The 12,428-nt window shown below is 46.4% G+C and carries 16 protein-coding genes; all 16 read right to left on the reverse strand.

What is annotated here, in order from left to right:
• Nucleotides 1-10 precede the first annotated feature (10 nt).
• A complete protein-coding gene (gene argR / locus ACESPO_RS01585; protein ID WP_008975799.1) occupies nucleotides 11-460 on the reverse strand; it encodes an arginine repressor in 450 nt (149 codons plus the stop codon).
• A gap of 5 nt (nucleotides 461-465) precedes the next feature.
• Nucleotides 466-1,299, reverse strand: coding sequence for an NAD(+)/NADH kinase (locus ACESPO_RS01590; protein ID WP_009261763.1), 834 nt, complete (start codon nucleotides 1,297-1,299; stop codon nucleotides 466-468).
• An 18-nt stretch (nucleotides 1,300-1,317) separates the two neighbouring features.
• Entirely contained in the window at nucleotides 1,318-2,127 is an 810-nt protein-coding gene (locus ACESPO_RS01595; RefSeq protein WP_499788358.1) for a TlyA family RNA methyltransferase, read from the reverse strand.
• A 6-nt stretch (nucleotides 2,128-2,133) separates the two neighbouring features.
• Nucleotides 2,134-4,008, reverse strand: coding sequence for a 1-deoxy-D-xylulose-5-phosphate synthase (gene dxs / locus ACESPO_RS01600; RefSeq protein WP_499788359.1), 1,875 nt, complete (start codon nucleotides 4,006-4,008; stop codon nucleotides 2,134-2,136).
• A gap of 11 nt (nucleotides 4,009-4,019) precedes the next feature.
• Entirely contained in the window at nucleotides 4,020-4,910 is an 891-nt protein-coding gene (locus ACESPO_RS01605) for a polyprenyl synthetase family protein (protein WP_120091612.1), read from the reverse strand.
• Entirely contained in the window at nucleotides 4,900-5,121 is a 222-nt protein-coding gene (xseB, locus tag ACESPO_RS01610) for an exodeoxyribonuclease VII small subunit (RefSeq protein ID WP_120091610.1), read from the reverse strand. The genes ACESPO_RS01605 and xseB overlap by 11 nt, the downstream gene beginning before the upstream one ends.
• Nucleotides 5,096-6,325, reverse strand: coding sequence for an exodeoxyribonuclease VII large subunit (gene xseA, locus ACESPO_RS01615; protein ID WP_499788360.1), 1,230 nt, complete (start codon nucleotides 6,323-6,325; stop codon nucleotides 5,096-5,098). The genes xseB and xseA overlap by 26 nt, the downstream gene beginning before the upstream one ends.
• Nucleotides 6,326-6,329: 4 nt before the next feature.
• On the reverse strand, nucleotides 6,330-6,734 hold the full coding sequence (gene nusB / locus ACESPO_RS01620; RefSeq protein ID WP_009261757.1) for a transcription antitermination factor NusB: 405 nt from the start codon (nucleotides 6,732-6,734) through the stop codon (nucleotides 6,330-6,332).
• A 153-nt stretch (nucleotides 6,735-6,887) separates the two neighbouring features.
• The gene (locus ACESPO_RS01625; RefSeq protein WP_008975807.1) at nucleotides 6,888-7,268 is read right to left on the reverse strand and encodes an Asp23/Gls24 family envelope stress response protein; all 381 of its coding nucleotides are present in this window, start codon (nucleotides 7,266-7,268) and stop codon (nucleotides 6,888-6,890) included.
• A gap of 77 nt (nucleotides 7,269-7,345) precedes the next feature.
• Nucleotides 7,346-8,938, reverse strand: a complete 1,593-nt coding sequence (locus ACESPO_RS01630; protein WP_008975808.1) for a peptide chain release factor 3 — start codon at nucleotides 8,936-8,938, stop codon at nucleotides 7,346-7,348.
• Nucleotides 8,939-9,008: 70 nt separating this feature from the next.
• Nucleotides 9,009-9,662: a SpoIIIAH-like family protein gene (locus tag ACESPO_RS01635; RefSeq protein ID WP_499788361.1), complete on the reverse strand. Its 654-nt coding sequence runs from the start codon at nucleotides 9,660-9,662 to the stop codon at nucleotides 9,009-9,011.
• The gene (locus ACESPO_RS01640; protein WP_499788362.1) at nucleotides 9,659-10,210 is read right to left on the reverse strand and encodes a SpoIIIAG-related protein; all 552 of its coding nucleotides are present in this window, start codon (nucleotides 10,208-10,210) and stop codon (nucleotides 9,659-9,661) included. The genes ACESPO_RS01635 and ACESPO_RS01640 overlap by 4 nt, the downstream gene beginning before the upstream one ends.
• Nucleotides 10,203-10,583 carry a stage III sporulation protein AF gene (locus tag ACESPO_RS01645; RefSeq protein ID WP_499788363.1) on the reverse strand — a complete coding sequence of 127 codons (381 nt, stop codon included), beginning with the start codon at nucleotides 10,581-10,583 and terminating at the stop codon, nucleotides 10,203-10,205. The genes ACESPO_RS01640 and ACESPO_RS01645 overlap by 8 nt, the downstream gene beginning before the upstream one ends.
• Before the next feature lie 20 nt (nucleotides 10,584-10,603).
• Nucleotides 10,604-11,797 carry a stage III sporulation protein AE gene (locus ACESPO_RS01650; RefSeq protein ID WP_390110293.1) on the reverse strand — a complete coding sequence of 398 codons (1,194 nt, stop codon included), beginning with the start codon at nucleotides 11,795-11,797 and terminating at the stop codon, nucleotides 10,604-10,606.
• 26 nt (nucleotides 11,798-11,823) lie between these two features.
• Nucleotides 11,824-12,210 (reverse strand): SpoIIIAC/SpoIIIAD family protein, encoded by a 387-nt coding sequence (locus tag ACESPO_RS01655; protein ID WP_008975813.1) that lies wholly within the window; start codon nucleotides 12,208-12,210, stop codon nucleotides 11,824-11,826.
• A gap of 23 nt (nucleotides 12,211-12,233) precedes the next feature.
• Nucleotides 12,234-12,428, reverse strand: coding sequence for a stage III sporulation protein AC (gene spoIIIAC / locus ACESPO_RS01660; RefSeq protein WP_008975814.1), 195 nt, complete (start codon nucleotides 12,426-12,428; stop codon nucleotides 12,234-12,236).

The following is a 12,428-nucleotide window of genomic DNA, read 5'->3' on the forward strand; positions in this document are numbered from 1 at the left end:
TCTCCTGCCGTTACAATACAATTTTTCTTATTTTTTCCATCACAATTTTCGTCTCTTCTGTGCTGCGGACTGCACACATGATCGTATCATCTCCCGCAATACAGCCGACAACTTCGTACCACTGCATCGAATCAATGGATGCGGCGACCGCCATCGCCATTCCGGATACGGTTTTGACTACCAGTATATTTTGCGCCATCTCCATCGAAACATACCCGTCTTTTAGAATCCGCATGTATTTTTCCTTCATATCCTTTTCCGGAACCTGAAGGATCACATACTTCTGTTTTCCATTTTCCCCCGCAACTTTCGTAAGCCGCAGATCACGGATATCTCTTGAAACAGTCGCCTGCGTCACTTGAAAACCTGCTTTGTTCAGCTGTTCTGCCAGCTCTTCCTGGGTCTCAATATTATACTGGTTGATTAATTCTACAATCTTTGCATGCCGACTTACTTTCATCTTATTTAATTTCCTTTCATTTTCTTGCGCAGCGTCTCCAGAAAACTCTCCTCACTCAGCTTTAAAAGTTTGGCAGTCTTTTCAGAACGGCTGATCGTAATACGGTCTCCTGTATAGACCGGAATCACATCCGCTCCGTCAAACGTCACGCTCGCCTCCTCAACCGTATCTCCTTTTCCTTTTCCGATCTCGATCACGATCTCGTCTTCCGCCGAAAGTACGATACTGCTTGTATTTAAAGCGTGTGAACAGATCGGTGTGATCACAAACATCTCTGCCGTCGGTTCCACGATCGGTCCGCCCGCTGACAGGTTGTACGCGGTAGAGCCTGTCGGCGTCGAGATGATCACTCCATCTGCCTGGTAAGAATTTAAAAGCTGTCCATTGACATAAATATTGAAATGGATCACACGGATACTTCCGGCACGCGCCACAACAATATCGTTGAGCGCGATATCTTCCTTTCTTCCTTCAAGCTTTCCTTGCAACATCATCCGGCGTTCCGGAAGAAACGCCCCGCAAAACAGCTTTTCCAGACTTTCTTCGATCTTTGGAAGTTCAATCTCTGTCAAATATCCGAGTGTCCCCATATTCACTCCGATCAACGGAAGATGCTTGTTCCTCAATTCTCTGACCGCCTGGATCAACGTTCCGTCTCCTCCCAGCGTCAGGACACAGTCTGTCTCTTTTGGAATCTGGTCTGTAAGGAGATTGCCCTCTTCATCTCGCTCACATAAGATACAAGTTCTGCCGCGCTTTTCTATATAATCTTGTATCTGCCTTGTCACCTCATAATTTTCATCTTTACTGTAATTCGTAATGATGTAAAACGTTTCCATAACGTACCTCTCTCGCTTTTATTTTGCCAGCGCCTCAAACGCTGCCTCCACTACCTGATATAGTGCACCTTCCATATCCGGCAGATTGCTTCCCGCTTCGCTTTTCTTTAAATGTACCAGATATTCAATATTTCCCTCCGGTCCTTTGATCGGCGAAAATTCAATGCCGAGAATCTGAAATCCGATTGATGCCGCATAGGACGTGACCAGTTTGATCACCTCGTGGTGAGTACTTTTCTCGCGGACAACTCCCTTCTTCCCTACTTTCTCTCTTCCGGCCTCAAACTGTGGCTTGATCAGGGCAACAATCTCCCCATCCGGTTTTAAATAGTTGCGGATCGGTTCCAGCACTTTTGTCAGCGAGATAAAAGACACATCAATGGAAGAAAAATCAATTTCCTCTCCAAGATCTTCCGGTGTCACATACCGGATATTTGTCTTCTCCATACATACAACCCGGTCATCTTGTCTGAGTTTCCACGCAAGCTGTCCTCTCCCTACATCGATCGCGAACACCTTTCTCGCACCATTCTGGAGCATACAATCTGTAAATCCCCCTGTAGAAGAACCAACATCCGTGCAGACTTTTCCTTCCAGATCTACATCAAAATTGGCGATTGCTTTCTCAAGCTTTAATCCGCCGCGGCTGACATACGGCATTGTGTGCCCCTTGATCTCAATCTGAACCTCATCTGAGAAAGTGGTTCCCGCCTTGTCCTCCCGCTGTCCTTCCACAAATACATTGCCGGACATGATGATCGCCTTCGCCTTCTCTCTTGACTCTGCAAGATTCCGCTTTACAAGTAATACATCTAAACGCTCTTTCATCTATTTCTACTCCTGCTGTCTTTTCTGGTACACGGACAGGATCCGCTCTGTGATCGTATCCGCATCCAGCATTACTTCTTTTCTTAATACTTCTATATTTCCATGTTCCACATACTCATCTGGAATTCCGAAGGACTCTACCTGAACGGGAAGTCTTTTCTTCTCCACATAGGCAAGCACCTGAGCTCCATACCCTCCGGCCAGTACATTTTCCTCAATCGTCACGTAAAGTGTATGTGACTTAGAAAGTTCCTTCAAAAGTTTTTCATCCACCGGCTTGACAAATCGACTGTTGACCAGTGTGCTTTGAATTCCTCTCTCTCTTAAGGAATCACTCACCTGCAAGGCCGTCTCCATCATATGTCCGACACTGAGAAGAACTATTCCTTCTCCAGCTTGGATCACTTCACTCTTTCCATATTCGATCGGCGCGCGGAACTCTTCCAGTCCTGTATACGCTGTTCCTCTTGGATAACGGACCGCGACCGGCCCCGGATACTGGATTGCAAAACGGAGCATATCCGCAAGTTCCCACTTGTTTTTCGGCGTCATCACCGTCATATTTGGGATTGTCGATAAAAATGATAAGTCAAACACACCCTGGTGCGTCTCTCCATCACTCCCCACAAGCCCTGCGCGGTCGATTGCAAATACAACCGGGAGATTCTGCAGGCAGACGTCATGGATCAGCTGGTCATACGCCCGCTGTAAAAAAGAGGAATAGATTGCAACCACCGGCTTAAGCCCTGCCGCTGCAAGTCCCGCCGCAAATGTCACTGCGTGCTCTTCTGCAATTCCCACATCAAAAAATCGATCCCGGTAGGTTTTGGAAAATGGAACCAATCCTGTCCCGCCTGCCATCGCTGCGGTAATCGCCACCAGCTTTGGCTCCTTCTTCGCCTCTCGGTAGATCACTTTGGAAAAGACATCGGTGTAAGAATCTTCCCCTGCTTTTTCCTTTGCCTGTCCGGTCTCAATATCAAACGGACCTGTCCCATGAAACTGGGACGGATATTTCTCCGCCGGGAGATATCCTTTTCCTTTTGTTGTAATCACATGTACCAATACGGCATTCTGAAGTTTCTCTGCTTCCTTAAAAGCCCGACACAATGCCTTAAGATCGTGCCCGTCCACCGGGCCAAGATAGGTGATCCCCATATCTTCAAAAAACATTCCCGGAACAAACAGCTGCTTGATTCCGCTCTTCGCTTTCCGAATATGTCCTGTCACTCTCGCTCCAATATACGGCAGCTTCCCTAATCCCGCCTCCACACCCTTTTTCAATCCGGTGTAGGCACTCGCTGTTCGAAGACCATCCAAATACTTCGACATGCCTCCTACATTTTCTGAGATAGACATATTGTTGTCATTGAGCACAATAATAAAATTACTCTTTAATCCTGCCGCATTGTTGAGTGCTTCATATGCCATCCCGCCGGTCATGGCGCCATCCCCGATGACAGAGATGACTTTATGATCTTGTCCTAGGATCTCCCGTGCCTCTACATACCCAAGTCCTGCCGAGATGGATGTGGAACTGTGCCCGGTATCAAACGCATCGCAATCGCTTTCTTTCCGCTTTGGGAACCCGCTCATCCCACCATATTTCCGCAGATCATCAAACCCGGCTTTTCTGCCGGTAAGCAGTTTGTGCGTATACGCCTGATGCCCCACATCCCAGATAATCTTATCCTCCGGCAGGTCAAAAATCAGGTGCATCGCCATCGTCAGTTCTACTACGCCAAGATTAGAAGCCAGATGTCCGCCAGTCACACTGATTTTCTCGATCAGAAAATCCCGGATCTCCTGGGCAAGCACTTCAAGCTCCTCCGGCTTTAATTTTTTTATATCATTTGCTTTCTGAATTTTTTCCAGTACCATAGGCACTCCCTCTATTTCTCCCGATGTATCAACTCCTGCAAGAGCTGCTCCAGATAGGCATTCTCCCTCTGCAGACTCCTTAACAGAGCAATCGCCTCCTCAGAAATCTGTTCTACATCCTTTTTTGCTTTCTCTAATCCGAAGAGCGTCACATAAGTCGTCTTCTCATTCTTCTGATCGCTGAAAACTGGTTTGCCGAGCACTTCTTCTGTACTTGTAACATCAAGAATGTCATCCTGAATCTGAAATGCGATCCCAATCTTCTTCGCGACCTGCTCGATCACTGCAACTTCCTCTTCTTCTGCTCCCGCCAGAATCGCACCGATCATCATGGCACTTTCTAAAAGCGCTCCTGTCTTCAGCTCATAAATAAAAGAAAGTATATCTTCTGTGATATTCTTTCCAGAAGCACTGACATCTACGACCTGCCCTCCGATCATCCCATAGATACCTGCTTTCTTTGCAAGCACCTGAAGTGCTTTCCCGATCCGGGTTGCCTCCTCCGGCGCTTCCTCAAATGCAGTGCATGCTGTCTCAAACGCATAATTTAACAATGCATCTCCGGCAAGGATCCCCATGTCTTCCCCATATACGATGTGTGTCGTCTTCCTTCCTCTCCGGTAATCATCATCATCCATCGCCGGAAGGTCATCGTGTACGAGCGAATAGGTATGGATCATCTCGATTGCCGCCATGAACGGTCTGACGGTCTTTGCGGCACCTCCAAACATCTGGAAGGTCTCCCAAAGAAGCATCGGACGGAGTCTTTTCCCTCCTGCCATCAGACTGTATTCCATCGCCTCCATGATGACCTGCTGCTTTCCTTCCTGCACAGGAAGATACGCCTTTAGGATCTGTTCGATCTCCTCTGTTTTCTTTCTTTTCTCGTCTCTAAAATTCATGGCATTCTCCATTTTCTTCTAATATCTGTATCTGTTTTTCCACTGTATCGATCTTGTCATTGCATGACTTCAAGAGTTCTATTCCTCTGTGATAAAGTGAAAAAGACTGTTCCAAAGAAAGTCCCGGCTCTTCCATCTGCCGCATCATTCCATCCAGTTCTTGAAACAGTTCCTCCAGTGTTCTATTATCTTTGACTGTGCTTTCCGCCATCTTCTGCCTCCTTTTCCACTTCCGTCACCTGTGCGTGTATCGTTCCGTCTGTCACTTTAATGGAAAGGAGTTCGCCTGGGCAGACATCTTCGATTTTTCGAATATTGACTCCAATCTCATTCTGTACATAAGAAAATCCCTGTCCCAATTTTCTGACCGGAGAAAGTCCGTTGAGACGCTCTGCTCGCACAGACAGACCGTGCTTTGCTTCCTTTAACCGCTCCTGCATCTTCTGCCTAAACCGTTCTTCCAAATCCACTGCCTGTTGCCGTTTCTCATTTAGCTTCACCTGCGGATGCAGATAAGAAAGCCTCTGCGCCCGCTGCATAACCTGATTTCGCTTCTCTTCCACCACGTGCGAAAGTGCACGTTTTAGCTTCCTTTCCGTCTCATCCAAATATACGCGGACAACATCGTATTCATAAACCGCAAGCTCCGCTGCCGCAGAAGGTGTCGGCGCACGAAGATCTGCTACATAGTCAGCGATTGTTGTGTCGGTCTCATGTCCCACCGCTGAAATGACCGGGGTCTGACATGCAAAGATCGCCCGGGCAACAATCTCCTCGTTAAATGCCCAAAGATCCTCGATCGAACCGCCGCCTCTTCCTACAATGATTACATCTACGCCGAATGCATCCAGTCTTCGTATCCCGTCTGCAATGCTTTCTGCAGCATCTTCTCCCTGTACAAGTGCAGGGCACAAATACAGCTGCACATAAGGATTCCTCCTGGACGCAATATGAATGATATCCCGGACTGCCGCCCCCGTAGGCGCTGTTACAATCCCAACCGTGCTGGCAAATGGAGGAATCGGTCGCTTATATTCCTGCTCAAACATCCCCATCTCTTCCAATTCCTGCTTCAGCTTCTCAAACTTCTCATATAGCAATCCAGCCCCATCTAAGATGATCTCTTTCGCATAGAGTTGATATCTGCCGTCGCGCTCATAGACATTGACACTTCCAAGAACGATGACTTGCTGCCCTTCTCTCATCCGAAAAGCAAGACCGCCTCTCTGTCCGGCAAACATCACGCAGGCGATCGTCCCTGTCTCATCCTTGAGGGAAAAATAAATATGTCCGGAAGTGTGATATTTGCAGTTTGACACTTCTCCTTTCACATAGATGCGCCCAAGCATGAAATCTTGTGTAAACATATTTTTAATGTAAGAATTGACTTGACCGACGGAATATACACTGCGCATGGCACTACCTCGAATTGACGATCTTTCCAAGAACTCCGTTGATGAAAGACGGACTCTCTTCACCACCATATCTCTTCGCCAGTTCTACTGCCTCGTTGATTGCAACCCCCTGCGGCACTTCCTCATCCCACTCAATCTCATAAACTGCAAGACGAAGAATAGTCAGGTCTACTTTTCCCATTCGGGATGTCTTCCATCCTGTCACGGAAGCATTGATCTTCTCATCGATCATCTCCACCTTCTCCGCAATTGCGGCATATTTTGTGCGAATGTATTCTTTCTCTGTGTCCTTTGCCGATTCCAGCTCTTCCAGATAAAGTGCAAGCTGCTCTTCCATCTCTTCCTTCGGTTGAAACTCGATGCGGAATAATATTCTAAAAATGTGTTCTCTAAGTTCTGATCTTCCCATTGTATACCTCACTGTCTGTTTTTTCAAAGGTTATCTCTTCGATAGGCTCTATTATACTACATAACCTTCCATATTGCAAAATAGAATTCAGCACACGAAAAGAGATTATGAAAACCTTTCATAATCTCCCTGTGAGCCGTGATTTTTTCAAATCTATTCTTCACCCATGTCTACACCCGCAATACGGATATTGACATCCGCAACGGTAAGCCCGGTCATATTCTCCACCGCCGCTTTGACTTTCTCCTGAATCTTTGCTGACACATCCATGATGTTATAGCCATATTTCAGGACAAGCGCCAGAGATACTGTCACGATTCCTTCCAGCACATCCACCTTCACACCTCTGGATAAATTCTTCATTCCCAGTCGTGCGATCAGGTCATTTGTGATATTTCCTGCCATGGAAGCAACCCCTTCTACCTCTGTGGCTGCCAGAGCTGCAATGATCGCAACTACTTCATCGGCGATCTTTACTTCTCCGAGATTCGGATCCTGATGTATCGTATACGTATTTCTTTCGTCTTTTACCATTTCTAAAACCTCCTGTCTGGTTTGCTGTCTGTTATGGTTATTATAACAAATTTCTCATTATTTGCAAACAAAAAACTTTAAGAACGGCCAAATTCAGACAGAACGAGTCCCTCGTTTCGATCCAGTGTCATACGGATGCTCCAGCTATTGACAAACAGAAGAAGCGGACGATCCTTTAAGTCCTTGATCTTCTTCATGTCAGAAGTTCCGATTACTTTATCAAGATCAATGTCTGTATTCTCAATCCAGCGGATGTGCTCATATGGAAGCTGATCCATGCGGATCTCCACATTGTATTCATTTTCCAGACGGTATTTTAATACGTCAAACTGAAGCACACCGACAACTCCGACGATAATTTCTTCCATCCCGGTGTTGTACTCCTGAAAAATCTGGATCGCACCTTCCTGAGCAATCTGATTAATTCCTTTGATAAACTGCTTCCGCTTCATCGTATCCACCTGACGTACTCTGGCAAAATGTTCCGGTGCAAAAGTCGGAATTCCCTCATAGCAGAACCGCTCTGCTGAAGTCGTAAGAGTATCCCCGATCGAGAAGATTCCCGGATCAAACACACCGATGATATCTCCTCCGTAAGCCTTCTCTACCATCTTCCGCTCACTTGCCATCATCTGCTGCGGCTGAGAAAGACGCACCTTTCTTCCTCCCTGCATGTGATATACTTCCATGCCCGCCTCAAACTCACCGGAACAGATCCGCATGAACGCAATACGGTCACGATGCGCCTTGTTCATATTTGCCTGGATCTTGAAGACAAATGCAGAGAAATCCTTCTCAGTCATCGGGTCAATCTCTCCTTTATCTGACTTTCTCGGAAGCGGCGAAGAAGTCATAGAAAGGAAATGCTGTAAAAATGTCTCCACACCAAAGTTCGTGAGCGCAGAGCCGAAAAATACCGGAGAAAGTTCTCCCTTGCTTACCAGCTCCTGGTCAAACTCAGCACTTGCTCCGTCTAACAGTTCCACTTCTTCCTCCAAAAGAGAAAGTGCATCTTCCTCGATCAGTGTACTCAGCTCCGGATCATCCAATGAAATTTTCTTCACTTCTCCCATTTTTGTTCCTTTTTGTGTATCTGAGAACAGTTCAATTTCCCGATGTTCTCTGTCATAGACACCTTTAAATGCCTTTCCGGAACCGATTGGCCAGTTGACCGGACAGGTTGCAATCCCCAGTTCTTTCTCGATATCGTCCAGCAATTCAAACGTATCTCTCGCCTCACGATCCATCTTATTGATAAAGGTAAAGATCGGGATATGACGCATTACACAGACTTTAAATAGCTTTCTCGTCTGCGCCTCCACACCTTTGGATGCATCGATCACCATCACCGCAGAATCCGCAGCCATCAGTGTACGATAAGTATCCTCCGAGAAGTCCTGATGTCCCGGTGTATCCAGAATGTTAATGCAATATCCATCGTAGTTGAACTGAAGCACGGAGGAAGTCACTGAGATTCCTCTCTCTTTCTCAATCTCCATCCAGTCTGATACTGCATGTTTTGCGGTCGCCTTCCCTTTGACAGATCCTGCCTGATTGATCGCGCCGCCGTATAATAAAAATTTCTCGGTCAATGTCGTCTTACCGGCATCGGGATGAGAAATAATCGCAAATGTTCTTCGTTTCTTTATTTCATTCGTAATATTTGACATAATGTTCTCCTGCTTTGCTTTTTTTCAACGTTTCTATTATAGCAACTCTTTTTTTGTTTATCAACAAAAACTATTTTTCTTCTGCCTTTGCCTCTTCTTCCCCACTATGTATCGGTGTGATTACGATATTCTGCGGGGCAATCCCTGTTTTTCTTGTGACGATATCTTCAATCTGTGCACGATTAGCATCTGTCAGATCTGCGTTGCTTACAACCACATCTGCACTGTCCACCGTCAGATTGACGACCGTCTCTGAAAATCCCTTCGATGCAAGAAGTGTCTCCACTGCCACTTCCTTCTCAGACAGATCCGTCAACTGGATCATCTCATTGACTGCCTGCTGCTTCTGCTCTTCACCGATCTCCGCATTATCAATGATCGCCTGAAGTGTCTCCTTATTCTTTGCGCGCACTTGTTCTCTGGAAACTTTTGCCTCCGCTACTACTTTATTCGCCTCCCCACTTGTAAGTACTGCCTCCCCCGGTGTTCCATCTACCGAATCCTCCAGCACTGCCTCCTTGTCTGTACTCTCAATATCTCCTGCCGTCTCAGCCAGCTCCTGCTCAGAGATATCAAGCAATTCTTTGTTCGCCAGTTCTCCGCTCGTCTCCTTCCCTTCTGCTCCTCCAAACAGCTTTCCGGAATAGTTCAAGTATCCCGCCACCGCGATCATAACTGCCAGTGTTGCAATGATTACCTGATTCTTCTTAAATAGTTTTTTCAAAATGAACCCTCCTTCTTTGAATCACTCTGCTTCATTATTTTAATTTTATGCGTTTCGATACCAAATAATGCCTGCACTGCCTCCGTGATTTCCTTTCGCACGACGGCATCATCCCCTCCGGCTGCACTTACAAGCACTCCTTCCACCTGAGGGTGTACTTCCTTTCGCACATACGGTGTATGCGCTCCTTGCGCAGTATCTTCAAACACTGTTTCCTCTCGTCTTGCAGACTCGCTTTTCTCCAAATCTTTCTCCACGACTTTCTCTGCCGATGTGCGAAACGTAATCATCACCCGCACCTTTCCCACACCTTCGGTCCGTTTTAAGATATCTTCCAATTCCCGCTCCATCGTTTCCCGATACGTATCCAAATCCGTCGTCTTTCTATCATCTGCCTCACTCGTTCTTTCTTTTCCCAAGCTTTCACCCGGTTTCGGAGTCGGAATTGCAATGATCACAAGAAGGATCCCGACAAGAAGCACGACCAGCAGTTGATGTTTCTTAGGAAATCCTTCTGGAAATTTCCAGTCCCACCGTTCCCTATTCACTGTACTCTTCCCCTCCTTCTTTTTCTCTTTCCTCAGCGCTTTCTTCTTCCTGCATTCTGTCTTGTTGTGGATTGTTGCCGCCATAGTCTTTTGGAAGATAATCTTCCGGGCAGATTTCCTTAAGGTACTTTGTCTGCTCCTCGATCTTTCGCAATTCCTCCTCATAAGTATGCTTCTGAAACACTTCTTCAAAAGTTTTTTCCATTCCGGCAACCTTTAGCAGCGGACTGATCACAAGCAAGATCAATAAAAGTCCTGTAAAAAACTTCAGATACTTCCGGTATCCATCACCGGGGATCAAATGAAGTGCCGCTGTCATAAGCACCATATAAAACGCAATATTTTCCACCCATTGATACAGTCCCTCTGTCATCTTTCTCTCCTTCAAATGCATTAAGTGGTCGATGCTGTGACGATCACGATCGTCAGTAGAAACAGTAATCCCGTCGTAAAGATTATCCTCAGCAGAAGCTGATACCCTTTGCCGATTCCAGAAATGCAGCCGACAATCCGCTGATCCGATACCGGCTGGATCACCGCCGCCACCAGTTTGTAGAGAAATGCGACCACTGCGACCTGCAAAAACGGAACCGCACAGATTCCTACGCAGATGATGGCGCCGGTAATCCCGATACTGTTCTTGATAAGAACGGTTGTCCCAAGAACAACCTCCGTCATTCCTCCAATTGCATCCCCGATCCCGGGAATTGCCTCTGCAGTCTTTGTCACCACCCCTCTCTTGACAGAATCGATCACCGGAAGCAGCATTCCCTGAACAAGATTCAGACCAACGACACATGCAAGAAGTGTCTTAATGCTCCAATCGATTCCCGTGTGGATCAGATCTGCCATTTTCGATAAATATTCTTCGGAAGAAAGATGATTCAATAACTCCAATATGGTATAGACCTGTACAAATGGAAGCAGGACATTCAAGATCAAAAGCTCCACAAGAAAGATTAAAAATAAAACCAGATTATAAAACGCTGCCGATGTCACGCCCCCATTTGCAACGGCTACTGCGAGAAAGTAGACCGGTCCAAGGACCTTCATAAATGAAGTCAGAATGGTAAGTCTCTGCGCTGTAAGATCTGTCATCATCCGAAAACCATTTAAGCACACGTTAAATAATAAAAGATACAAAAGATAAAAACTAATCTCTGAAATCTGGCGGTTTGGAAATATACCGGAAAAATTGGCAAATACAGCCGCAATCACTGCAAGCATCAATATATACACAAGACTCTTTTTGCTCTGCCCAAACTCATAGGCAACCTGATCTTTCACAAACTGTCCTGCCGCCTCAAACGACATCGGAAGATCTCCTTTTTCAACCTCTTTCACCATCTTGGAAAAATCCATCTTCCCTTCCGGGAACATGCTTTCGAGCGCCCCTGTCACTTCCTCAAAGCCAAACTCTCCGAAAAGAGCCTCCTCCACAGCTTCCTTTGCCTCCTTAAGCGCCTGCTCTTCTTCTATCTCCGATGCCTCTGCATGCGCTGTCGACAAAAAAAGCAACAGCAGCGCAAACAGAATTCTTGTCCACCATGCTTTTTTTCTGTCCCATACCGGTTTCTGCTCTTTCATGTGCCTCCTCCCAACTCCCATTTTCACTACGTTAAAAATGCATGGATCGTCTCCAACAACGCCAGCAGGATCGGCATGCCAAGCGCCAATATCGTCAGTTTACTGAAAATCTCAATCTGGGATGCCACCGTCTGATAGCCGGCATCTTTGCAGATTCCAGAGGAAAATTCCGCTGCATAAGTGATTCCCACCATCTTTAGCAGTGTACCGATATACGCCCGGTCAATCGTGATCATATCTCCAATTGCACGAAGCGTCTCAAGGATAATCTCCAGTCTCCCTACAATATTCAGAAAAATGAAAATGCTGACCGCCACACTTAGGTAGATGCCATACTCAGATTTTCCATTTTTAAACTGAATCGCAAGCAGCGCGCCCGCCACACCCACAAGTCCAATCTGTACTGCATTCAACTCGTATCCCCCTTCTCCATCTCTTATAAGGAAAATAGCTGCTCAATGGAATGAAACAGTTCCTGAATATAGGGAAGAATCCAAAACAGTACGAGCAGAAGCCCTGCAAGACTTGTCAGAAATGCCTGTTCCTCCCGGCCACTGTGTTTTAATACCTGACATAGTACCGAGACGAGGATCCCGACTGCCGCAATCTTAAAAATAAGCTGAACACTCAT

This window comes from Coprococcus sp. HPP0074 (assembly GCF_964238105.1).
Taxonomy (GTDB): domain Bacteria; phylum Bacillota; class Clostridia; order Lachnospirales; family Lachnospiraceae; genus Faecalimonas; species Faecalimonas umbilicata.

Coding starts and splice junctions, on each gene's coding strand:
- argR (WP_008975799.1), bottom strand. CDS start 460: ATGAAAGTAAGTCGGCATGCAAAGATTGTAGAATTAATCAACCAGTAT.
- ACESPO_RS01590 (WP_009261763.1), bottom strand. CDS start 1,299: ATGGAAACGTTTTACATCATTACGAATTACAGTAAAGATGAAAATTAT.
- ACESPO_RS01595 (WP_499788358.1), bottom strand. CDS start 2,127: ATGAAAGAGCGTTTAGATGTATTACTTGTAAAGCGGAATCTTGCAGAG.
- dxs (WP_499788359.1), bottom strand. CDS start 4,008: ATGGTACTGGAAAAAATTCAGAAAGCAAATGATATAAAAAAATTAAAG.
- ACESPO_RS01605 (WP_120091612.1), bottom strand. CDS start 4,910: ATGAATTTTAGAGACGAGAAAAGAAAGAAAACAGAGGAGATCGAACAG.
- xseB (WP_120091610.1), bottom strand. CDS start 5,121: ATGGCGGAAAGCACAGTCAAAGATAATAGAACACTGGAGGAACTGTTT.
- xseA (WP_499788360.1), bottom strand. CDS start 6,325: ATGCGCAGTGTATATTCCGTCGGTCAAGTCAATTCTTACATTAAAAAT.
- nusB (WP_009261757.1), bottom strand. CDS start 6,734: ATGGGAAGATCAGAACTTAGAGAACACATTTTTAGAATATTATTCCGC.
- ACESPO_RS01625 (WP_008975807.1), bottom strand. CDS start 7,268: ATGGTAAAAGACGAAAGAAATACGTATACGATACATCAGGATCCGAAT.
- ACESPO_RS01630 (WP_008975808.1), bottom strand. CDS start 8,938: ATGTCAAATATTACGAATGAAATAAAGAAACGAAGAACATTTGCGATT.
- ACESPO_RS01645 (WP_499788363.1), bottom strand. CDS start 10,583: ATGACAGAGGGACTGTATCAATGGGTGGAAAATATTGCGTTTTATATG.
- ACESPO_RS01650 (WP_390110293.1), bottom strand. CDS start 11,797: ATGAAAGAGCAGAAACCGGTATGGGACAGAAAAAAAGCATGGTGGACA.
- spoIIIAC (WP_008975814.1), bottom strand. CDS start 12,428: ATGAGTGTTCAGCTTATTTTTAAGATTGCGGCAGTCGGGATCCTCGTC.